General features: G+C 32.5%; 17 protein-coding genes and 1 pseudogene. 5 read left to right on the top strand and 13 right to left on the bottom strand.

What is annotated here, in order from left to right:
• Nucleotide 1: 1 nt before the first annotated feature.
• The 6 genes from AXG55_RS10350 to AXG55_RS10325 form a co-directional block, all read right to left on the bottom strand.
• Complete coding sequence (locus tag AXG55_RS10350) at nucleotides 2-478, bottom strand: hypothetical protein (protein WP_148698050.1); 477 nt, start codon at nucleotides 476-478, stop codon at nucleotides 2-4.
• 141 nt (nucleotides 479-619) lie between these two features.
• A complete protein-coding gene (locus AXG55_RS10345; RefSeq protein ID WP_148698049.1) occupies nucleotides 620-2035 on the bottom strand; it encodes a TolC family protein in 1416 nt (471 codons plus the stop codon).
• Between the two features lie 6 nt (nucleotides 2036-2041).
• Nucleotides 2042-3154, bottom strand: coding sequence for an efflux RND transporter periplasmic adaptor subunit (locus tag AXG55_RS10340; RefSeq protein WP_148698048.1), 1113 nt, complete (start codon nucleotides 3152-3154; stop codon nucleotides 2042-2044).
• The gene (locus AXG55_RS10335) at nucleotides 3154-6360 is read right to left on the bottom strand and encodes an efflux RND transporter permease subunit (RefSeq protein WP_148698047.1); all 3207 of its coding nucleotides are present in this window, start codon (nucleotides 6358-6360) and stop codon (nucleotides 3154-3156) included. The genes AXG55_RS10340 and AXG55_RS10335 overlap by 1 nt, the downstream gene beginning before the upstream one ends.
• A gap of 164 nt (nucleotides 6361-6524) precedes the next feature.
• Complete coding sequence (recD2, locus tag AXG55_RS10330; RefSeq protein ID WP_148698046.1) at nucleotides 6525-8861, bottom strand: SF1B family DNA helicase RecD2; 2337 nt, start codon at nucleotides 8859-8861, stop codon at nucleotides 6525-6527.
• A 272-nt stretch (nucleotides 8862-9133) separates the two neighbouring features.
• Nucleotides 9134-12154, bottom strand: coding sequence for a non-ribosomal peptide synthetase (locus AXG55_RS10325; RefSeq protein WP_148698045.1), 3021 nt, complete (start codon nucleotides 12152-12154; stop codon nucleotides 9134-9136).
• 623 nt (nucleotides 12155-12777) lie between these two features.
• Between AXG55_RS10325 and AXG55_RS10320 the strand changes: the two genes are divergently transcribed.
• A complete protein-coding gene (locus AXG55_RS10320) occupies nucleotides 12778-14244 on the top strand; it encodes a hypothetical protein (protein ID WP_148698044.1) in 1467 nt (488 codons plus the stop codon).
• Nucleotides 14245-14259: 15 nt separating this feature from the next.
• On the opposite strand, the gene AXG55_RS10315 is transcribed toward AXG55_RS10320, so the two are convergent.
• From AXG55_RS10315 to AXG55_RS10295, 5 genes and pseudogenes are all read right to left on the bottom strand, one after another.
• On the bottom strand, nucleotides 14260-15213 hold the full coding sequence (locus AXG55_RS10315) for a glycosyltransferase family 2 protein (protein ID WP_148698043.1): 954 nt from the start codon (nucleotides 15211-15213) through the stop codon (nucleotides 14260-14262).
• 286 nt (nucleotides 15214-15499) lie between these two features.
• Nucleotides 15500-15931, bottom strand: a pseudogene (locus AXG55_RS15180) (RNA-guided endonuclease InsQ/TnpB family protein); the annotation flags it as partial.
• A gap of 69 nt (nucleotides 15932-16000) precedes the next feature.
• On the bottom strand, nucleotides 16001-16276 hold the full coding sequence (locus AXG55_RS10305) for a transposase (RefSeq protein WP_148698041.1): 276 nt from the start codon (nucleotides 16274-16276) through the stop codon (nucleotides 16001-16003).
• Nucleotides 16276-16689, bottom strand: coding sequence for an IS200/IS605 family transposase (gene tnpA, locus AXG55_RS10300; protein WP_148698040.1), 414 nt, complete (start codon nucleotides 16687-16689; stop codon nucleotides 16276-16278). Before tnpA ends, AXG55_RS10305 begins: the two co-directional genes overlap by 1 nt.
• 203 nt (nucleotides 16690-16892) lie before the next feature.
• On the bottom strand, nucleotides 16893-17363 hold the full coding sequence (locus tag AXG55_RS10295; protein WP_148698039.1) for a hypothetical protein: 471 nt from the start codon (nucleotides 17361-17363) through the stop codon (nucleotides 16893-16895).
• 61 nt (nucleotides 17364-17424) lie between these two features.
• Between AXG55_RS10295 and rpsF the strand changes: the two genes are divergently transcribed.
• The 4 genes from rpsF (at nucleotide 17425) to AXG55_RS10275 (ending at nucleotide 20674) form a co-directional block, all read left to right on the top strand.
• Nucleotides 17425-17844: a 30S ribosomal protein S6 gene (rpsF, locus tag AXG55_RS10290; protein WP_148698038.1), complete on the top strand. Its 420-nt coding sequence runs from the start codon at nucleotides 17425-17427 to the stop codon at nucleotides 17842-17844.
• A 60-nt stretch (nucleotides 17845-17904) separates the two neighbouring features.
• Nucleotides 17905-19251, top strand: a complete 1347-nt coding sequence (locus AXG55_RS10285) for a hypothetical protein (RefSeq protein ID WP_148698037.1) — start codon at nucleotides 17905-17907, stop codon at nucleotides 19249-19251.
• A 59-nt stretch (nucleotides 19252-19310) separates the two neighbouring features.
• Nucleotides 19311-19757 (top strand): 50S ribosomal protein L9, encoded by a 447-nt coding sequence (rplI, locus tag AXG55_RS10280; protein WP_148698036.1) that lies wholly within the window; start codon nucleotides 19311-19313, stop codon nucleotides 19755-19757.
• A gap of 110 nt (nucleotides 19758-19867) precedes the next feature.
• Nucleotides 19868-20674 carry a tetratricopeptide repeat protein gene (locus AXG55_RS10275; protein WP_148698035.1) on the top strand — a complete coding sequence of 269 codons (807 nt, stop codon included), beginning with the start codon at nucleotides 19868-19870 and terminating at the stop codon, nucleotides 20672-20674.
• 52 nt (nucleotides 20675-20726) lie between these two features.
• Here AXG55_RS10275 and AXG55_RS10270 read toward each other — a convergent pair whose 3' ends face one another.
• Both AXG55_RS10270 and lnt read right to left on the bottom strand, forming a co-directional pair.
• Nucleotides 20727-22010 carry an AAA family ATPase gene (locus AXG55_RS10270; protein WP_148698034.1) on the bottom strand — a complete coding sequence of 428 codons (1284 nt, stop codon included), beginning with the start codon at nucleotides 22008-22010 and terminating at the stop codon, nucleotides 20727-20729.
• Nucleotides 21994-23700, bottom strand: a complete 1707-nt coding sequence (lnt, locus tag AXG55_RS10265; protein WP_148698033.1) for an apolipoprotein N-acyltransferase — start codon at nucleotides 23698-23700, stop codon at nucleotides 21994-21996. Before lnt ends, AXG55_RS10270 begins: the two co-directional genes overlap by 17 nt.
• Nucleotides 23701-23702 lie beyond the last annotated feature (2 nt).

The following is a 23702-nucleotide window of genomic DNA, read 5'->3' as shown; positions in this document are numbered from 1 at the left end:
ATTAATTCGCCATAAATTCACATTGATTAGAGAGTGTTTGGTAATTTGATCTTCTGACGTCTTTTAAACATACAAATTCATTTTCCTTACTCTGTTTCCAAAAATCCTGAGTTGAGTGGTCTTGATGCATTGAAATTCGGTAGCGTTGATTTTCTGGTGATTTAAGGATAATATAATTCTTGTTTAAATCTTTATATCCACAATAAATATTATGTATATTTGCACTGTAATTAATTATTGAATTATAGCCGTTCCCTAAAATATAAAAAACAAATAAACGATCTAATTGAATTTGATTCGAGTTTACTGTTTCGGTATTTATAAGCTGTCTCCATGTGCCTTTATTTGATTGCGCATAAATAGAATTGTCATTTGCATATCTCAATTGAGTTACTTCAGGACAACTTGCATTTGAGTTCAATGAAATGATCGTAAAAATGCAGGACGAAATAATTTTAATAAATTTTATTTTAGTCATAGCAAACCCCTTTGCATGGAATTTAAAGTAATATATAATTAGAAAAAATAATTATCATTAGTTCTGCTTGATTGCAATAAAATATATTTTATTTTTTAAATAATAATAAAAATTTATAAAAAATTATAATACTTATTTTATTCAAAGTACTTCGAGCTCACCTGTTGCATATTTAACATTCCAATTTTGCAACTTAAAATTGATGAGAGCCTGTGCGCGTGTCGACTGCGCTTGGACAAGAGTGGATTGTGCTGTACTCAAATCGACAAAACTTGCCGATCCTACTTTATAGCGACCTGACATGACTTGGTATGCTTTTTCGGATGCAAATAAACCTTTATAGGAGGAATCAAGATTTTGTAAGGCGAGTTTATAGTTGCCAAATGCTGTTCTCGCATCAACGATAATTTGATTGTATAAATTTTCTTCATCTAATTTTATTTGATAAGCCATTGTGCGAGATTGACTTTCATTTGCATAGGTAACTAGGCGATCAAAAATATTCCAGGTAAAATTTATTCCAATATAATATTTAACTTGATTTGATAATTGATCAGTTATAGGGCTTTGTGAAGGGGGAACAACATTAATTCCGTTAACGGTTTGTGTGTTTAAGTAGGAACTTGTTGAAGTGGTACTTACTACAAAGTCAAGTTTTGGTAAATATCCTGATTGAGTATTCTGTACATCATATTCTGCAGATTTTTTTAATTTATTGATAGATTTTAAATCTATTCTTTTATTCAATGCAACTTTTATAAGTTGACTTTCATTTTCAAAATTTTTATCTTCTTGTAAATTATTTAGGTTTATTTCAATAAATTTATAATTTTTTTTGATGTCAAGTCTTAATTTTTGTAATAAAATCAATTCATCATTGCGTAATTTATTTTCTGATGTTTGTAAAAAGGAATCAGCTGAACTTGTCTGAGCCTGTTGCAAATAATAATCCGAAATACTTTTGGAACCCACACGACTTTGTGCTTCTAATAATTTTTCTCTTGCTTGTGATTCTTCAAAATTTTGTTTTGCAATTTCAATCATTTTATTATCTAAAATCACTTGCAAGAAGCTTTGCGCTATATCTAAAGAAATTTTTTGTTTTACTCTTGTAAGAGTTAATTCGGAAGAATCTTTTTTAAGTAAATAGGAATTTAAACTTGCATAATCTGAAAATCCATTAAAGATATTAAAGTCACTGGAAATGGTAATTGCTGAAAAAGTGCCATCTCCTGTAATAAATGCCGGTGTTGCCGTTGTTGTATATAGAGTTCCCGTTGTATAATTATAACTTGCTTGTGAAGTTAAATTTGGCAAAAAACTGGCATAACTTTTTAAAACTTCTGCCCCATTGAGCTCAACGCTGCTCTTTTGCTTTAAAATATCAATTGCATTTTTAGTTGCTAATTTAATACAATAATTTAAGTCAAGATTATAATTAGATTTGTCTTTATCTAAATCAATACCTGTTAATTCTATACAATAAACATTATTTTGTATCATCATAAAATAAAATGTGAAATTTATTAATTTTCTTATAATAGAATTTTTATTCACACACTCTCACTTTTTGTCTAATATAGGCTGAACTTTGCTTCCTTCAGGAATGTCTGAACCAATATTTAAGGCAATGACTTCGTCTTCTTTTAAATCTCCATTTATTGAAATCATTTTCCCATCGTTATTTTCAATTGTAATAGGCCGGTAAATAATCTTTTGTTCACGTGATATCACGCCAACAAAAGATTTATCTTTTTGGAGAATTAATGCTTCAACGGGGAGTGTCATGGTAACCGGAGTTTTAATTTTAATTGTTACATGTACAAAACTTCCTGCAACTAATGCACCATCTGCATTTGGAATATCAATTTCAACGAGCATCATTTTTGTTTTAGTATCTAATTGATTTGAGAGTCTATCAATATGACCTAAGATTTTCTTTTTTTGTACTCCATTAAATTCGATTAGAATAGGATCATCTTTTTGAATATAGGGAGCTTCATGTTGATCAATATAGACATCAACGCGGAGTTTATTGACTTCAGATAAGGTAACAATTGGGAGCGCGCTGCTTTGTGAATTCTCTGCGTTTTGTACTAAAGCACCTTGATCGGCAAATCGAGCTGTAATTGTGCCCGGAAAGGGAGCTCGTATTGTTTCATACCCTTTTATTACTTTTTGAGCATGGAATTGCGATTCCGCAATTTTTGCATCGGAAACAGCCTGTTCCGATTCTTGTTTTGAAACTAAATCTTCTTTTTCAAGCTGTATTGTTCTTTTTGCAATAGAACTTTTATTCTTGTAGTTTGCGTAAGCTGCTAAATAGGCTTCATCTGTTTCAGGTGATTCTATAATGGCGATGACCTGGCCTTGCTTTACAATGTCACCTTTATCTACATTAATTTTCTTCAGATAGCCACTGACCTTAGCGTATAACGTAACGGATTGATAGGGGCGTGTTTCTCCGTTTAAATATAGTTCTCTTTCAGCAGGAGAAAATGATATTTTTGTGGTTTTAACTCGAATTCCCTTATCAATTTCTTCTTTTTTAGAGACTTCAGATGTTCTAAGAGATAAATTTTTATTAACTAGAATTGCAATAAATATTATTAAAAAAAATAATATTATTGATAAAAAAACTATTTTAATTTTAGTTTGAGCATTGAAGAGTGGCATTATCCTTCTTTATCCTTTCTCAAACGTTCATCTAGTAGATATTTTTGTGGTAATTTCGTTCTTAATAATGAGTATATGATTGGGACTATGACTAACGTAACAATTGTTGCCATGAGGAGACCTCCTATGACCGCTCTTCCTAAGGGTGCTGTTTGTTCGCCGCCTTCACCAAGTGCCAAAGCGGAAGGTAACATGCCAATGATCATGGCAATAGCTGTCATAAGCACAGGTCTTATTCTTGTTTTTGCAGCCTCTAAGGCGCCCGCTAATGCTGAAAGACCTTTTTCAACGCGGACATCATTTGCATAACTTACAAGTAAAATTGCGTTGGAAGATGCGATGCCTACAGCCATAGTAGCGCCCATAAAAGATTCTACATTTATTGTCGTTCCTGTGATGAAAAGCATCCATAGAATTCCACATAAGGCGCCTGGCACGGCAATCATAACAATAAAAGGATCAAGCCATGACTGAAATAAGACGACCATAAGTAAATATACCAATGCTATGGCTAGAACCAATCCTACAGAGAGTTTTGAAAAGGCATCCTTCATAACTCGTCCTTGGCCATTTATTGTTACTTTCATACCTTTAGGAAGCTCACCCAAACTCTTTATTTGTTTTTCGATTTCCTTGATGACTGATCCCAAATCTCTTCCTTCGGGTGTTGCTAATATATCAACAACTCTTTGTACATTTAAATGAGATGCCGCATCTAATGTTTCTGTTGTTGTGACAGTACTTAAATTACCTAATGGTACTGTTTTTATTTTATTCGCATTTGAATTTGGTTGATTAAGAAATGTTGACGTTAAGTTACTATCTAAAATTCCGCCCGATCCTGTTATGGGTGTATTTAATATTTCTGTAACTCGAGAGAGTTTATCTAAAGGTGTTTTTACAACAACATTATAATTCACATTATTTAAAGGATTTAAGAAAAAGGAAGGTGCAACCAGTGAACTAGAAGATAAAGAAACAAGCATGCTATTGGAAATGTCTCTTTGGTTTATCCCAAGTTGCGCCGCTTTAATGCGATCGACATTAACAAAGAGAGCGGGGTAATTGAAAATTTGTTTTAATGCTATATCCTCAATTCCTGGAACAGATTTTAACTTTTGAATTAATATTTTTGCAAAATCATAGGATTTGTAAACATCGGAATATTCAAATTGAATGTTAATAGGAGCACTGAGTCCAAAATTAAGAACCTGATTAATAATATCGGCTGGTTGAAAAAATGAGCTTGATTCAGGAAAATTTGTTGCAATATATTTTCTAATTTCTTTCATGTATTCAATTGATGGTTTATGATTTTCTTTTAATGCAATAGAAATTTCTGCGTCCATAGGTCCAATATTGTCAGTTTGGACAAAAGCAAGATTAAAATATATTGGTACTCCAATTAAAGAGTTTATTGTAAGAAGTTCTTCTTTAGGTACTATTTGTTGAATTTTATTTTCAATAATATACACTTGTTTTTCTGTTGCTTCTAAGCGAGTCCCGGCTTTAGCGCGGAAATGCAATTTCATAATTCCCGCATCTGTATTTGGAAAAAAATCTGTACCTATAATGAAAGGAATCCAGCTCGTTATTATTAAAAAAGCAAGGCAAATCCATAAAATAAAACTTCTATTTTTCAAGCATAAAGTTAAAAATTTTCCATAATTATCTTGAAATTTTTTAAAGAGATTATTGAAATAACTTCTTTCATCATGATGGGGATCTTCCGTTTTAAGTAACATCTGTGATAATAAAGGAACAAGTGTTCGTGAGAGAACATATGAAGCAAGCATTGATGAAACAACGGATAGGGCTAAGGGAATAAATAAAAAACGAGAAGGACCAGTTAATAAAACAACAGGAAAAAATACAATGCAAATGACAAGCGTTGCCATGAGGGCGGGGAGGGCTATTTGACTTGAACCTTCTAAAATAGAAATAGTTAATGGTTTTCCTAATGCTCTGATGCGATGAATATTTTCTATAGCTACAGTAGCATCGTCAACGAGCATGCCAATGGCTAGAGATAACCCTCCCAGAGTCATAATATTTATTGTATTACCTGTGATAAATAAAACAATTATTGCCGCGAAAATAGCAGTAGGAATAGAAGTGCATACAATGATCACACTTCTCCAACTTCCTAAAAAAATCAAAATAATTAACGAAACAAGTCCTGATGAAATAAGAGCTTCTGTTAAAACATTCATAATGGCAGCATTAACAAAGACAGACTGATCAAAGTCTAATCTCATATTAAGATCTTTTGGTGCGATTAATTGTAAATCTGGAATTTTCTTTTTCACATTATTGATCACATCTAATGTGGATGCTCCTGCTTTTTTTAAAATATTTAAATAAGATGCTCTTTTTCCATTGACGTGGACAATGTTTGTTTGATCTGCAAAAGAGTCACTTACTGTGCCAATATCCTTCATGGTTAAAGCAGCACCATTGGATACACGAATGGGAATTTTATTAAATTCACTCAAAATATCGGGACTTGAATTCATCAAAATACTGTATTCGTAATTATTAATGCGCGCATTGCCTGCAGGGGCAATGATATTTGAGGCAAGTAAGGCTTCGACTATATTTTGCGGTGAGAGTCCTTTGGATTCTAATAAAAAGGGATTGAGATCTATGCTAATTTGTCTTTGTTTACCACCATAAGGTGCTGGGATGGCAATACCTGGTAAGGTATACAATTGCACTCTTAAAAAATTTAACCCATAATCGAATATTTGTTCTTCTTTTAAGCTATCGCTAAAAAGCGTGAGCTGTGAAACAGGTACATTTGAGGCATTAAATTTTAAGATAACAGGAGATGTCATACCTGGTGGCATAGAGCGTAATGCCGTATTTGAAACGGCAGATATTTGTGCGATAGCAGATCCGATATCTGTGCCATCCTCAAAGTAAATTCGTTGTATTCCTAAACCTTGAATTGATGTTGATTCGAGTCTTGATATGCCATTGACTGTTGTTGTAAAAGCGCGTTCCGCTAAAAAAATAACGCGTCTTTCTACGTCATTTGGTGTTAATCCAGGGTAGTTCCAAAGAACATTGACAACAGGAATATCAATGGTTGGAAAAATATCAATAATCATTCTTTGTAAAGTAATTAAACCAAGTAAAAAAATTAAAATAACACTGACAGCTATGGTATAGGGTCTTCGTAAGGCAAGTTCTATAATCCACATAGTTTTGTTACTCTAATAATTTACTTATTGCATTTGACAGTTATTCGTAGAAGAGAATAACGTAACATGTAGAGTAGTTCAATGCTGCTTTTTAGACGGTGAAATTGACGAGTCTAGATGAAAAAATTAACTCATGGAGAATAAAGAAATATTTTAGATGAGATTTAATTTATAAACTCCTTTAATAAAATATCTAAAAATGTAAACCTTTTAATTGTATTTTGACTTCCAATAGCCTTTTTAATAGCCCAATCTTCACCAAATAAAATTACAAATTTACTAGCTCTCGTTATTGCGGTATAAAGTAAATTTCTATCAAGCATTGTATAATAGACGCCAAACATAGGGATAATACATAGCGGAAATTCAGAGCCTTGGGACTTATGTACTGTCATGGCATAACAAAGTTGCAGATCATCAACTTCATCATCTTCATAAGTAACAATGCGATCACTAAATTCAATAATAACTTCTAATTTCTCTTTTGTTTTAGTGATACTCTTGCAATAACCTAAATCACCATTATAAACATCAAGTTCATAATTATTTTTTGTTTGAATGACTTTGTCACCTTCTCTTAATATTCCACCAAAAGGTAATGAGCATTCATTTTTATCGGGTGAAGCAGGATTTAAATGATTTTGCATTATTTTATTAATGTTTTCTTGACCGACTTCCGTTCTGCGCATAGGAACTAATATTTGTGAATTTTTAATAGGATCGAGGTTATAAATATTTGCTACTGTTTGACATAAAAAAGGTAATAAAACTTCATAAAATGTTTGTTGTGAGCAAGGAATAAATGCAAATGGTTCTGCTCTAGGAAAAGAAGATATTCTGCTAACGTAACTATATTCCGGTTTTATTCCAGAAATAATATCACGCGCCGCAAGCGGGATGGGACTTTCCGAGCTTTGTCTAAATATTTTTGTCAAACGCGCAATTGGAACTTTTCCTGAATTGATAATATCGCGTAGACAATTACCCGCTCCTACGCTTGGCAATTGATCCACATCTCCAACCAATATCAGTCTTCTATGGGCACCCAATGCAGACAGTAGGGAGTGCAATAGATCGAGACTTAGCATGGAACTTTCATCAACAATGACCACGTTGACATTTTCTAGGGCTGTTGTGCTTCCTTCCAGTTCTTCAATCACATTTTGCGTTTCTTCTTGCGGCCTTTTACCTAGGCCAAGAAGTTTGTGCAAAGTACTCGCTAGTTCACCAATGGATGCACTCATTCTTTTTGCAGCTAAACCTGTCGGGGCACAAAGCGCCACACGCCTGTTCAAAGCTCGTTGAATGCCATAGATTGCTTTTAGAACGAAGGTTTTGCCACAGCCAGGCCCTCCGGTTAACACCATAAATCGAGAACTTAAACTCATTTTAACAGCAAGTTGTTGTTCGTCTGATAGCTTTTCCCAAGGTAAATTAGGAAATATTTCTTCAAAAGTTTTTTCACCGCTTTCCACCTCTTGTTGTGCCAATTTTTCTTTATGCTCTAAGGCTGATTGATTATTTAAAAGACCCGCAATAAATCCTGCGACTTCGTCTTCCATACGAAGAACTTCTGGTAAATAAAATAAAATTTCAGGCACGCTATTTTCAGGTGTGGTTTTTTGAAAAGCAGCAGATTCTCGTATGAGAAAGGTTTCTTTCTTTTCATCACGATTTTTCTTGTAAATTTTACGGAGTTGTTCCAATACAAACTCTCGAGAAAATGTGGGGTCTGTTTTTGCGCCCAAAAGGTCTCGTGATTTATCCACGAGCAAATCACGAGGAAGACAACAATGGCCTTCTTCTTGAGCTGTTTCAAGAGCATAGACAAAAGCCGCTTCAAGCCTAAAAGGGGATGTGCTCGGCAAACCTAGTTTTTGCGCAATGGCATCGGCGCGTAAAAAACCCACTTGCCTAAAATCAGCAATGAGACGGTATGGATTCTCGAGCAAATTTGTTAATGAAGCAGAACCATATTTTTCATAAATTCGCTTGGCAAAACGAGGTGGGATATTGTGTTCATGCAAAAAAATCATCACATTTCGGAAAACTTCATCGGTGACCATAGATGTCACCACATTTTCAGCGATTTTACGTTTCTTTTCCCCAAAAAATTGAAATATTTTTTCTTTTTCATCGCGACAGATTGTCACTAAGGAGTCCAGATCTTTAATTTGTAAAGATTCCACAAGTTTTTTTGCTGTAACCTCTCCCACACCCCTCACATTATTGGCTAAATAGGGTGCGATTCCGGAAAGCTCTGTGGGTCTGGTGGCTTCCGTGTAAATGGTTACGAAGGTTTCTCCATATTTTGGAGTGCTTTCCCATTGTCCTATGAGCCGGTAGCGTTGCTTGGCATCGGCTTTGGGAGAGAGTTGGATTTTGCCAGAGGCTTTAAATCTTTTAGCTGATTGGGCATTGATAAACTCTGCAACAAGGAAATCACCCCTATCCGATTCAAAAATCACCTTCGAAAGGACTCCAACAACTTCCTGAGACACTTATAACCCCTTGTTATTATTTATTTTAAAAAAATAAACCGAAAGAAAACAAAAAAATCAGACTCAGAGCTTGCACTTAAAAATTTTATGTGGCAAGTATCGTTTCACTGAGTCGGGGGTTAGCGCAGTGGTAGCGCATCTGTCTTGGGAGCAGAGGGTCGCGAGTTNNNTTTTTAAGCGGCTCCTCAGCACACTAAAGTGGCAAGGTGATTATTGCAACAGACTCTTACATAGAGTCTTTTTTTTATCTAAAATTTAAATTTTTTACTCATTCAATTTTTATAAGCCAAAGAGTTTGAAAGATTTTGAATGGTTCGAAAAATAAATACTTTAGATACATCGACATCAAAGTATTGTTGCAATTTAGAGGTCAAATGAATGGCTTTTAATGAATTACCTCCTAATTGAAAAAAATCATCTGATGTACTTAGGTTGTCAATTTCTAAAATATCACTAAATATTTTTGCGATTAATATTTCTTTTTCATTTTTCGGAACTATGTTATTATTTGAAATGTACTTTTTAAGATTAGGTTCAGGCAATTTTTTTCTATCAATTTTTCCATTGTTATTGATTGGAAAGAAATTCATATGTTGAAATACTCTTGGTATCATGTAATAGGGCAATGATTTTTTTAGAAAATTTCTTAAATAATCTGTATCCAATATATTGTTACTTTCATAATAAGCGCAAAGGTATTTTTGATCACTTTTATCTTTAAAATCTATTATACAGACATTTCTAATTTCATTTATAAGGAGCATTTGATTTTCAATTTCACCCGATTCAATGCGAAATCCATTAATTTTAATTTGAAAATCGCTTCTTCCTGTTATTAAAAGATTATAATCATCATTTATTTTACCTAAATCACCCGTCTTATAAATTCGAGCATTTATCCCTTGAATTTTTTCTTCTAAGGTTTGAAAGGGGTTTGGAATGAATTTTTCATTTGTCAATTTTTCATTGTTCAAATATTTCTGTGCTAATATTTCACCTCCAATATATATTTCTCCTTCAGTATTATTGAGACAAAGTGAAAGATCTTTATTTAAGATGTATACTTTTGCATTTTGAATTGGTTTACCTATAGGAATATTTTTTGAATTTTTATTAACATCAAATACTGTAGTGCATACACTTGCTTCAGTTGGTCCATAGGCATTTATCAAGTTATAATTTATGTTATTATAAACTTTCATTTTATCTCCTCCAATAATTAAATTTTTTAAAGAATAATTATTTAAGGACGTAAAAATTTCAGCAAATTGTGTGGGTAAAAATGAAAATGTAATATTATTTAAATTAAAATAACTATTTATTTTATGAACATCAATTCTTATATCATTTGGAACAAAATACAGAGTTGCTCCACTCAATAACGTAGTATATATCTCGATAACAGATGCGTCAAAACTAAAAGAAGAATATTTAGATATATTATCGTTATCAGATATATTGCATTTATTCATTAGAAATTCAATTAAATTAATTATAGATTTGTTTTCAATGACAACACCTTTTGGCTTTCCTGTGGATCCTGAAGTAAAAATAACATAAGCCGCATTTTTTTCAGAAACGCTAATATCTAAATTTGAAGTATTTTCGTGGAAATTATTTTGATCAAATAAATTAATAATATGAATATTATTCTCTAGTTCTATACTTAGATTGGGAATGCTGAGCATGACTTTAGAATTGCTTTCATTTAATATATTTTTTATTCTTTCTAAGGGGGTGTCATGTGAAATGGGCAAATATGCTGCTCCGACTTTCAAAACGGCCAATATTCCAATTAACATTTCTATTCTGTTATCAATAAGAATAGGTACAATATCGGTTTGTTTGATGTTTTTTTGTATTAAAGTTCTACCAAGCTGATTGGCTAGTTGATTTAATTTTAAGTACGTAAAAGATTTAAATTCGTCAATAGCGGCAAGTTTATCGCTAAATTTTTCAGCAATATCTTCAAATTTTTTGCTAATACTTTTATTATTTGTATATGCTTTTTCTGTTTTATTAAAATCAGACACAATTTTATAATATTCTTTTTCAAATAGAATATCTATATTTGAAAGGTTTTTTTGTGGATTTTTTATTAATTTTTCTATGAAATTTATAAATCGATGACATAAATTTTTTGAAATATTTTCTGGTAAAATATCTTTATAGCAATCGCTTAAAAAATAAAAATTCCTTCCATCACACATATATTTCATTCCAAAAGCTGAGTTTGCCATTTGAGGATAAGTTATAGGATTATAAATTTCATTTTCTAACTCCAGTGGCTTGAATTTTGCATACTGTGAATTTGTAAAATGACTATTATTAATATCATTACTTTGTATATAATCCAAAAAATTGACATAACGTAATTTTTTAAGAACAGGAATATTTTGTAAGAACTCATCGATGACATTTAGAATACTAATTTGATTGTTATATTGAAATGGATAATTTATGGTGTTAACCATACAGCCATTTTCATCTTTATGATTTTTAATATTTATTGGATAAGTAACGATGAGTCCATTTTTATTAAATAATTTTGCTTCAAAAATACACCATGATAGCAAAAAGAAGTTAAATCCGCTAATATTATGATATTTTAAAAATTGTTCTATTTTTATTGATTTTTCATTATCTATTTTTCCTCGTGAAGAGATAATGTCACTTTTTTCATCAAAAATATATTTTTCATTTTTATTATTAATTTCATTAACTTTATTTATGTATTTTTTTAAATCTTTATCGTCAATTTTCTGTTCTAATTTAGATAATTTTAGTAATGAATTTATATGTTCATTATCGCTTTCTTTTTGAGGACAGATGCCGTTATATATTTTGCAAATATCTTCTAAGAATTTATCTACTGTAGATCCATCAATGACGGCATGATGAATATTAAAGAAAATTACATTATCATTATTGTATAAGCGATTTATAAAAGTACATTTTAAAAGTGAGCCCTGATGTAAGTTATGTTCTTCATTCATGAGCTCATTTATTTTTTTGTAATAATCTTCTTCATTTTTTATATTAATATTTTTAAAAATGGGTGGAAGATTTTTATTTACAGCATATTTAATACAATTATGAGTTAGCTTAAAATGAGCTCGTAAGTTTGGTCTTAATTCTACGAGAATTTCAATCGCAGCTCTCAGTTTTTGAGTATTTACAAAACTGTTAAGGGTATATGAAAAACAAACATTATATTTTCTGCTTTTTTTGCTTATTTTCCAAGAATAATAATAAGGTAATAAAAATTTGGGCGCGATAATTTCTTTATTCATATTTTAATCCAATCTTTATAATGTAAGATATAATTTTTATTTGATGTTTTAAATATATATCAATAATTTTTCTGTAGTTCATTGATATATATATTTATAAAATTTTGCAACTCTATTTCCTAAAATTTTTAATTACATTTTTTGAAGAAATTAATATTATAAATTATTAAAAAAAAATAAAAAATTGAAATTGAAAATGTCTTTAATACTAAGAATATTCCATTTTAAAGATATCCAAAAAAAATTACAAATAATATTTATTAATTATTATTTAAAAATATTAATTTTATAAAATATAAGTAATTAAATTAATATTATAATTATTTAAATTATTATGACGAAAAGATTTATTCATTGAAATTACTCATTTTTTTTCTTTTTTAAATTTAAGAGTATCAACTTTATATCTAAAAAATAGCTATCATATATTGGACTCAATGTATAGAAAGGAGTGCTGAATATAAAACTCACAGATTTACAAGAAGTTCTTTGAGCTAAGGCACTGAAGCTTTTTATCTCTCTGGCAGAAGGGGAGCTTTACAAGTTTAAAAATTTATAATCTATTGATTCGCGTGTTACACATTTGTAATATATTTTAATTTGTTTTGAAATTAGGATTAGCAATGCTTAGTATTTATACCATATTCAGAGAGAAATATTCTATTTTTCAAAAAACACTTATTGTTTTGCTATTAACAAGAGCTATTGCTGCTTTTATTAATTGTTTTTTACCATTTGATATGCCGCATGTTGTCAGGCAAACAGATACTCTTGCTGTTGCCATACGATATTGGTCAAGGTGGGTTTATGAGTCCGATGCAGGTACTCAAATTTTGCCTGCTGTTTTAAATAGCGGAGCGAGTTCTGGAATTATGCCTATGGAATTTCCATTTTTCGGTATTCTGACCGCTCCTTTTTTTTATTTTGGTCCTTATTGGGGGAAGGTTTTAGCAGGGCTTTTTATTTGGTCGATTATCATTTCATTAATTATTGTTAATTTAAGAATTTGGAAAAATATTACGGTCTGTGGGTTGAGCGCTTTTAATGCGATGCTTTTATTTCCCATGTTTTCTTTTTCTGCTCCAATTGGTTGGCGCTTTATGCCTGACTTTATTTCTGTTCAATTATGTTTAATAGCACTGGGTTTAACGTGGGAAAAAAATGTATATGCAAAGCCATTTATAGTTACAACTATAGGTTTATTATTAAAACCTATTTCAGTATTGGTTTTTCCATTATATATAGCTCATAAAAATTTTTGGCAAAAGAAAAATAATTTAATTTGGTTAATTCCTGCAGTGGGTATTGGATTTTTATATTATTATAAAATTTTATCTTATATTGAAAAATATAGAGAAATACCAAAAAATTTTGGAGTCCATAAAGATATAGGAATAACCTTTCTTAAAGAGTATTTTTATTATTTTAATGAATTTCTTGAGTTTATAAATTATCATGCTCTATTTCCATTTGGATTAATATGCTCTATTTTAATTATCTCTTATTTTTCTTTTCAAGAGAGAAAAATTCTTTATTTTAAAATATGGTTTCTGATTTTAGTTCAGCTTTTATTGCTCGCAATTTTGGATGGAAGACATAGTTTTGCTCATTTTTATTATGCTTATTCATTGTCTCCTTCCTTCTGTTTTATTGCTCTTGCAACATGGAAGTTACTAGAAAATAGAAAAAATATATATATTAAATGTATAAAGATTATTTTAGTGAGTTTATTTATCATTCGCTTTTATGAAATAATTTATTTTGATTTAAGAGGATTAAGTGCCCAACGAAGAGAATCTTCAGAAACTCCTTATGCAGACTGCATAAAATTAAAAAATAGAAATTTAGATTTTCCTTGGAATCAAGGATATGTTTTTAAATCTGATATTACAGAAGCACCTTTTTTAGGAGTGTGTTTTGCAGAAAGAACAAATATTTCAAGTAAAGTTATTCAAAATTCTAAAATAGATATATTAGATAAACAAAGTCATTTTTATAATTACGGATTTTTTACTTTAAATTATCCTTTACCTGAACAATGTCGGATTGTGGATAAATCTGGAAAAGTTGTTTTAGTGAAATGTAATTAAATATTATTATTTGTATTAAAAACGGCTTTCTTGTTCATCAATGATATAGAGAGGTCTCTTTTTAACTTCATCATAAATTCTTCCAATATATTCTCCTAAAATACCGACTGTTATGAGTTGAACACCTCCCGTGAAAAGAATTGTCACCATAATGCTACTCCAGCCATGAACAGGAAAACCTTTTAATAATGAATAAAATATAATAAATATTCCATATGCAAATGATAGCAATGCTATTACAAATCCAACATAATAAGCTGTTTTTAAAGGGCTGTTACTAAATCCAACGATACCATCTAAAGCTAATTTTAGCATTTTTGAAAATGGATATTTTGTTGTCCCAGCAAATCGTGATGCTCTTTCATAATAAATGGGTATTTGATTAAGACCAATCCATGGGATCATGCCGCGAATAAATCGGTTGCGTTCGGGCATTGATTTAAATACTTCCAAAGCTCTTTTACTGATCAATCTGAAGTCCCCGGCATTTAATGGAATGTCAAACTTCGTTATTTTTCGGACAATGATATAAAATAATTTTGCAGTCATGAGTTTGAACCAGGTTTCTCCTTCTCGGGAAGTGCGAACCCCGTAAACAACATCCATGCCTTCTTTCCATTTTTTCATCATTTCTTCAATAACTTCAGGTGGATCTTGTAAATCCGCATCAATGGAAATAATGGCGTCGCCTTTTGCAAAATTCAATCCTGCTGTGAGTGCCGTTTGATGGCCAAAGTTTTTCGCAAGAGAAATAATGACGACATTTCCACTCCCAATAGGATGAATATTTTTTAAGCTTTGAAGAATTTGTAACGTTTTATCCTTACTGCCATCATTGACATAAATAATTTCATAATTAACGTTAAAATTAATTGCTATTTTTTCTACTTCACGAGCGAGTCGACTATGTGTTTCTTTAATAACTTCTTCTTCATTATAGCATGGTACAACAACTGATATAAGTTCCATTTGCAGCCTTTTTAATTCTTTATATAGCAAAATTAATATTATAGCTATAAAAACTATAATAAGCTGTTTATTTTATATTACAATTCTGTTCAATGCAATCCATCAATAAAGCCGTTTATAATAGCATCGACTGTTTGTGAACCATGCATTGTGGAACAAGTATCCATATTTTCAAAGCTATAGTTAGCTGAGGTCATAAGATAACCAATTTGACATCCTCTCCTCCCTAAAAACCTCCTAACGTCGATTTTTTGAGGAAGGGGATTCTTTAGATACAAAAGAAAAACTAGCTAGAATTTTTCTTCGTACGAGTCGGCCTATCATGCCCGATAGAGAACATATTCTTGTATGCATTGAGTATGTTTATACTCGCATTTACATCACGATCATGGATCGTATTGCACTTTTCACAAGTCCATGTTCTTACTCCAAGCCCGATCCGTGGTAGTATTTCACTACACTTTGAGCACGTCCGAGTTGAATCTCTTTCTGAAATTTCTTTGTATATTGAAGCAGCTCTAACGGCTTTGTACTTCAACATATTTTTAAATATCCCTATTCCTGAATCGAGTGATATTCCTGATAGCTTTTTATTGCGATTCATGAATTTACAAGGAACATCACCTGCAACAATAAGGAAACATTTTTTAACAAGTTTTGTAGATTCCTTATGCAAATAGTCTTGCCTTATATTAGCAACTTTTACATGTAGTTTTCTTTCTTTTTTTGCTTTTGGAAGAGAATAATATTTTTTACTTTTTGATTGTTTTCTTTGTGCAAATTTTTGTCATCTTTTTAAATACCGCATTTTTGCTAAAGCATTTTTTCTTAAATTTGGCCTTTCAATCTTTTCACCATTTGAACAAGTGGCGAGGGTTTTAATTCCAATATCGATACCAATTTCTTTATCATCATCTATTAACTTAACGGATTTATTTTTAAGAGCCTCTTGTTGAGTTTGTTTGCAAAAATTCCATACCATATTTACAGAACGAGACATCTTAGAAAGCACTCTATTTGCTTTCCCTGAATCTTTAATTCTGTAGTGATATGTTGTTATCATTAATGCTCAACTCCACCTTGATTTTCAATATACATTTTCAGAACATTTATAGGAGCATCGCCTACACTTATTAAACAATAGGATGTTGTCCAAAAAGATTCTTTCCAAAGTTTCTTTTTGATTTCAGGAAATTCCTTTTTAAGAAGTCTACTTGTAGCCGATTTCATCGCATTTATATATTTAGAAAGTTCACAGTTTGGTTTTGTTCTAAGCAAAAAATGAACATGATCGGGTTCCCCATTCATTTCCTTAATTTTTACATTGTGGCTTTTACCAATATATTCTGCAATTTCTCTAAGTCGCAATAACATTTTTTGATTTGTTAAAACTTTTTTTCTATATTTAATAACCAAAATCAAATGATAGTTTAAACTAAATACAGAATGATTATTAGAATCTAACTCAAACGTCATGAATCTCTCCTATTAATTATAGGATACTACCGATTTATTTAAATATCAAATTTTCTATATCAAAAATTAATAATTATAATTACGTCTGATTAAAGAGCGGCTAAAACTAACTTTCGACAAGCAAAAATTCCTATTGTCTTTTTGCATGCCTCGTCAGGCTTTCAATTCAACCTTGCACCGTTTGATGCTGCGGCCTTTTCAGCTCACTTATATCCCGACTTTAGAAGTCGGGGCTTTACGTTCGTTTCTGGTAAATTTCCCGTTAAGTTTCCAAATCCATCCTGTTCGTTTGGGCTGAAAAAAAGCATATCTCCTTGATTTGAGGTGTTATATATTAGGGACACATTATTTCTTTGTGAAGATGCCGTGGCGCCGCTCGCACCTATTTGAAGTATCGAATATAATAGCGGAATTTGGTTTATAAAAAAGAAGCAAGGTAAGTTATTGATATTTATTAGGCTTTTAGTAACTCCAAAACGTACCTTTTTAGTTTTTCCGTTATTCTCAAATAGTTGAATATCTTGAAAAGGATAAAGAGTGATTTCTCTCTCCATTCCGTAAAGAAAGCTCTCTTTCAAGTAAAATTCAGAAACAATAATTATAAAACAGAATAGTCTTTTTAAATTAGACTTGAAAAAAGTAAGAAATAAAGTTAGGGGACATACTTCGACCAAACTCCTTGCTCCTCAAGTCTGGGGCTCAAGTTTTAGTTGCGCGATCCATAAGGAGAATTCTATGCGTGAATACGAAGCAATGATTATTGCTAAGGCTGACTTACCTGAAGCTGAACTATCCAAGATGGTTTCTAAATGGGAGACTATCATTGGAACTGATGGTGGACAAGTCATTAAAAAAGAATCTTGGGGCGTTCGCCGTCTTGCTTATCCTATAAATAAGCAAAATCGCGGCAATTATTTTGTCTATGACGTTGCTACAAATCAAGTGAATGTCCACGAGCTTGAGCGCGTTTTAAAACTCGAAGAAAACGTACTTCGCTCCATGGTTATCAAACTTGCCGATCAAGTTAATGTTGAAGATCGCCGTTTAGAACTTCAAAAACAAGCAGAAGCTGCTGCTCAAAGAGCTGCAGAGGCTGCTCGTGAAAAAGCGGAATCTGAGTCTCTCGGTGCACGTAGAGGCCGCGACGACGAGTAACTCTTTTTTAATAAAAAAAGTTTTCAACTTGTTGAAATTAAAAAAGTATTGAGGATTTTAATGACTCAAAATTTTAACCAACCACAAGGGTCTAATCCCCCTCAGAATGACAAACCGCCCGTGAAAAAATTTACGCCCGCGCTTTTGTTTTCGGCATTTTTTGTGGCCGTTAGTTTTATTGTGATGTTAATTCCTTTGGCTCTTTTTAATATTTCTCAAGTAGCTGCCGTGCTTGGCAAAAAAGCAGCATTTGTTTTAATGCTTTGTATTGCGGCGTTATTTGTCGTATTAGGAGGGTTATTTGGAAATAGCCCTTTGCTGTTTACAGGTTTTTTGGTTTTAGCAACCATTCCTATCTTTATGCTGGCTATATCTATTCGCGAAAAGAAACGCCCTTGGTTCTATGCGGCCGCTATTTTGTTTACTCCCGTTTTATTGTTGTTGGGGGTATTGATTACAATACCAACCTACAGCCATCTTCAGTTTGAACAAAGAATAACTGAAGTAAAACAGGAGGTTACTGCAAAGGCAGCAGCGGCTATTAAGGAAAATCCAGCAGCTGAAAAAGCAGCTCAGGATTCCTCTCAGGCTTTATTAAAGCAGGTAGATGAACTTGCTGCGGTGCCTTTTGTTCGTGAATTTTTTGGTTATTCCGCTTGGCAAAGATTAGGTTATATGGTTTTTGGAATGGGCGCTTCTTTATTTTTAATTGTTTTGCTTATTTCAATTGCTAATGTGGTCTTTGTTGATTTTGGCTTTGAGCAAATTGAGCGTCTGAGAGCTATTGTAAATTATGTGAAACGCAATCCTGCTGCTTTTCCGGCGCAGTTGAGCACAGCCTTATTTGCATTGCCTATGGTGCGCTCCAATCGGTTACAAACACCTCTATTTATCAATCATCACGGGAATCAATCTGTAGAAATGTCATCCTCAGAGAGTGAAGGCGGATGGCGTTTTGTTTTAGCTTTTTGGAAGCCTATAAAGCCTAAAAATATGATGTATTGGCAAGGTTATTCTTTTCAATTTGAAGGAAAATGTCCTTGGAGTTTAAGAGAATTTTCATTACCATTCCCTTTAGCATGTCTTTCCATTGCCGTTTTAGGAGCAATGGGTTTTTGGTATGGAAACCTTGAAACAATCCTGACTTCAATGGAACATAATGTATTTGCTCCATTTATTGCTATTTTATCTGTGTTGTCTTTTATTGCCATCACAATTATAGCTTTACAAGGGATGTTTACTATTTATAAAAGAGTGCCAAGCTTATTTTTGCTGATTATTATGGCATTTTTGTTATTTATCGGCTCTCGGCTTGATTTTGTTATAGGGCCTTATGCTGTTCTCGCCGTCTTTGGGACTGTGGGTTTATTAGATTATGTGTATGATTGGCGTGGGATAAAGGCTTAAAAACCTTTTTATCACGTATATCAAAATGAACTTTGTTAATTATTAAGAGGGTAAAAATTATGCTCGTACTTTTGCAAGCAAATGTACCAAACTTAGGTCACATTGGCGACCTTGTTAAAGTGAAGTCAGGATACGCTAGGAACTATCTTTTTCCTCGCGATTTAGCTGTTTTAGCTGATGAAAGAAATAAGAAACTTCTCGATCATCAACGCCGTCAAGCGGAAGCTAAAAAACAAAAAGATCTCTCAATAGCGAAAGAACTTGCTGCTACAATCAGCGCTCTTTCACTTACAATTCAAAAACCTGTTGGTGAAGAAGATAAGATCTTTGGAACTGTTACAACTCAAGAACTTGCAGAAGCCTTTCGCGCAGCCGGTCATGACATTGATCGCCGTATGATCACTATCCTTGACGACATCAAGCTTGTTGGCGTTTATAAAGGTTCTGTGAAGCTTCATCCTGAAGTTGTGGCTCAATTCAATATTTGGGTTGTGGCTCAAAACTAAACCTGAATAAGATTTAGTTTTTAAAAAAAAGCAGGTCATGTCGATTGATCTGCTTTTTTTTGTCATGTTTTGGGGTCAAGTTCACGGGTTTTTTGCCGAATCTTAGAATTATGAAACATTTAAAAGATGCTAAAATTCTACTGGAACAAGGGGACTCTGCGGGGGCAATAGAGATTATTGAAAATCTTTTGTCGCTATCTCCGCGTAATACGGAAGCCCTCAAAATGAAGTCCTTCATATTTGATTCTTGGGGGCGATTTGATGAGTCTTTAGCGATTTTGCACCAGTTAGGTAAACTCTCTTCCTCGGATGAAGATCCTTTTGAAGAGCTTGATAGACGGATTGAGGAAGATAGAGAATCTCTTATTTATAGCAGACTCACTCCTGAAGGAAGATGGTATTTTCAATTCTCTCCCTTACAAATGTTTGTTTCGTTAATGGGGCTGATGGGATGTTTTCTTTTTCTCATTACGAGTCCCAGTTTTTTTGAAAATTCGTCAGCACCTGTTACATCTGGGCTCATTTTATCTTTTTTATCTTTAGTTGTTGTCCCTTGGATTTTATTATTATTTTTAAATTTGCAGGGTATAAAAAAGATCTTGGTAGGACTTGGTGGAATTCAAGTGTTTTATGGATTAAAAAAAGTGGTTTATACTTGGGAACAGATGGGATCTGTCGTCATTGAATATGATACAAATTTAAATTCTGATTATTTACACATGATTGTTTATTCAAAGAATACACGTGAAGCTCTTCTTGATTTCGATATTTCAAAAACAAAAAGTGTGGTGCGTGCACGTAGGCATTTTGTCCGATTGGTGTTAAGTTATATTGATACCGTAAGTTATGTGCCTAGAGGTAAAGCGACAGAGTACAGTAAAAATAGCGATAGTTCTTCTACGAATTCTGCAGCTTAATGTTTATACAATTACAATTAAATAAGAAATTTTTTTGCTAAAATAAAAAATTCTATTTTTTTGTATTGCTCCATAATTCTGCAAGTCTTGATTTTAATCTCAATTCAACTCCATAATCGGAAGGCAAATATGCGGGTGTTTTTTCTTGTTTCTTTATTTTTGAAATAGATTCTGGCAAATATTCTGTAGCCACGAATGAATTTTCAAAATTATGTGGATATTTATATTTTTCTTTTCCTTTTACAGTAAGCTCAGTTGGAGGTGCAATTGAGAATCCATGTTCTTCAGCTTCCATACGCCATTGTCTTACTTTATCGATAGCAATGTATGATTTGTTACTTTTATGTGTGCTTGCTAAATAAGTAACACACTGTGATAAAGCAATGCGTCCTTCTGGCATGCCAACACATTCCACAGCTTTGTAAGCACTCGTTGCAAGAGTCAGAGCTTGAGGATCGGCATTGCCAACATCTTCACTAGCAAAAATAATACATCTTCTTAAAATAAATAAAGGATCTTCACCTTTATCTAGCGAAGCTATGGCATAAAATAAAGCAGCGTCAGGATCGCTGCCTCTCATGCTTTTAATCATGGCGCTTATAAAATCATAATGATTTTTAGTTGAAAAAGATTTTAAGGAGTTTTTAAAGACTTCATTTTCTTCTTCAATATTTTGGCAATGAATTATATTTTCAAATAGATTTAGAGAAAAACGGAGATCTCCTCCTGACATTTTAGCAATTTTTGGCAAAATATTATTTTTTAAATGCGAATTAAATTCAGGATATTTATCACTAAAAATATGTGGGTCATTTTCCTGAGTGAATGCTAAAGCATTATACAATCCATCTAATATCTCAATTTCGTTTAAAGCAGAAATATAAATACATCTCATGCGACTTAAAATAGGGGCGCTCAATTCCGTAGTAGGGGCTTCTGTTGTTGCTCCTATAATCCAAGCTTCTGAGTATTCTAAAATAGGCAAAAGACTGTCTTGTTGGGATCGGCTTAATCTGTGTATTTCATCGATAAAAATAATAGGTTTTTCTTGTTTCCCAGAAACTGCTGCGCGGATTTCTTTAACCCCATCTCGGACAGCGGATAAATTTACAAAAGGCAGCTTACTAGCTTCGCCTAATAATTTAGCTAAAGTTGTTTTTCCAGAACCGGGAGGCCCCCAAAGAATGAGGTGAAATTTATTTTTATGCAACCACTGTGAAAGATCGCGATCCCAAATTTTTTTTGCAGACCCTAATAAGAATTTTTGGTTTTCTTGTAAGTTAGGTCTGAGCTTTTCTGCGAGTAATGATGTGTTTAATTTATTTTCTTGGTTCATAAGTGTTTTTTTTCATAGCAATAAATAACCAAATATAAGATAATATTCCTAATAAAATGAGGGGCCAATTTGCAAAAAGAGAATACAGTGTTGTGTCCTTAGAAAGAGGAACGTCTATAAATCCCGTGCTTTGCGTCAGCAATTTTGTGGGCTGCAATATAACGCGACCGTAGGGATCAAATGCCATTGTAGGACCCGTGTTTGAGACCATAACAAGCCCTCTTGAATTTTCAATGGCTCTAAATTTATTTAGAACACTGAATTCAAATCCTGCATTGCTATTTACCATCCAAACAAAATTGGCTTGATTTACAAAAAGACTGGCACTTCCTTTTGTTGTCGCTAATCGGGGCAGTTCTTGAAATATAGAATCAAAACAGATTAATGGTGCGACAAATTCATGCTCGGTATAGGCAAGTGCATCGTAACTTGTTCCCGGTTCCACTTTACTCGCGTTTTCAAAAATATTTCTATAAGAATTTCCTAAGTAGGGAAAGTATTTTTCAAAGGGAAAACTTTCTCCAAAAGGCATGGGAATCCATTTTTCAAAATCTTTACTTTTTGAACCATCGGGACGAATTAAAAAAGAAGCAGACCACAATGGCGCTTTTTCAAATCCTAAGGTTTTAATATCTTCTGGATTCCATTTTGTCGCTTGAACTAAAACAGGGACTTGAGTTTGAGCGGCAAACTTTTTTGTTATATTGACATCTTGTGCATCTAAAAGAAAGAAACTTTGTGTCGCGCTTTCGGGCCATACGATAAGATCGGGTTTTCTACCATCTTTTTTTATTGCTTTTTCAATTGCTTCATGGCTCATTTCAATAAGTCGAGATAAGTTTTGTCTTTGCGCGTCGGCTGCGGGCAGTGGCAATGAGGCAATAGAATTAAAGGTAAAATTAGGTTGCACATAGGCAATGCGTGTTGTTTTCTTATTTTCTGGATTTGTATCTGCATTTTGAATTTTAAAGTAACCAAAAGTGATTACGCTACTCCACACAAGGCAATTGATTACTATAGTATAAATAAATAGACCTTTGTCTTTTGTAAACTTTAAGACTGCCTTTGCTAAAGAAAGGCTTGTAAAAAAAATAAAAAATGAAATAATATTAAATCCAAAAATACTTGATAATTGGTTTACATATATTTCGGAATGCATCAAACTTCCAAACGTCCAATTAAAAAATCGAGGAGCTATGATTTCCATAAAAACGAAGCACATTGCTAAGGCTGTGATTGGAAAATTTCGAGTGGGATGTCTTGTTGTAATCCAAGTTTTTAGAATTAAAGGTGAAAAAATAAATGGAAAGTAGAGTGAGGTTACTGCCGAAATGCCAACAAACATTGGATAGGCAGCATAAGGTTTCAATGAGCTAAAATAAATCATAGGACTTGTAATCCAAAAAAAGGCAAATAATTGTACTACAAAGCCAAAAAACCATATAGCAAAAAAAGCATGAAGAGAACGCTGATTGGGAGTAAATGTCGCATAATGTTTTTTTAAATTTGAATTTGCAGATCGCTGTTTAGGAAGAGTTTCAAGGATGAGAAACAGGGGAATAAGTGAAAAAGGTAAAACGATACCAATTCCTAATGTTGGAAATTCAAAACCGGGAAATCCCATAGAAACCAAGGTGCCACTTATGAAAAGGGCAATGTACTTTAGAATTTGTGATTTAATTGTTACCATGT

It is taken from the genome of Silvanigrella aquatica (genome assembly GCF_001907975.1).
Lineage (GTDB): Bacteria > Bdellovibrionota_B > Oligoflexia > Silvanigrellales > Silvanigrellaceae > Silvanigrella > Silvanigrella aquatica.
This window is presented reverse-complemented; position numbering and strand designations above follow the sequence as displayed.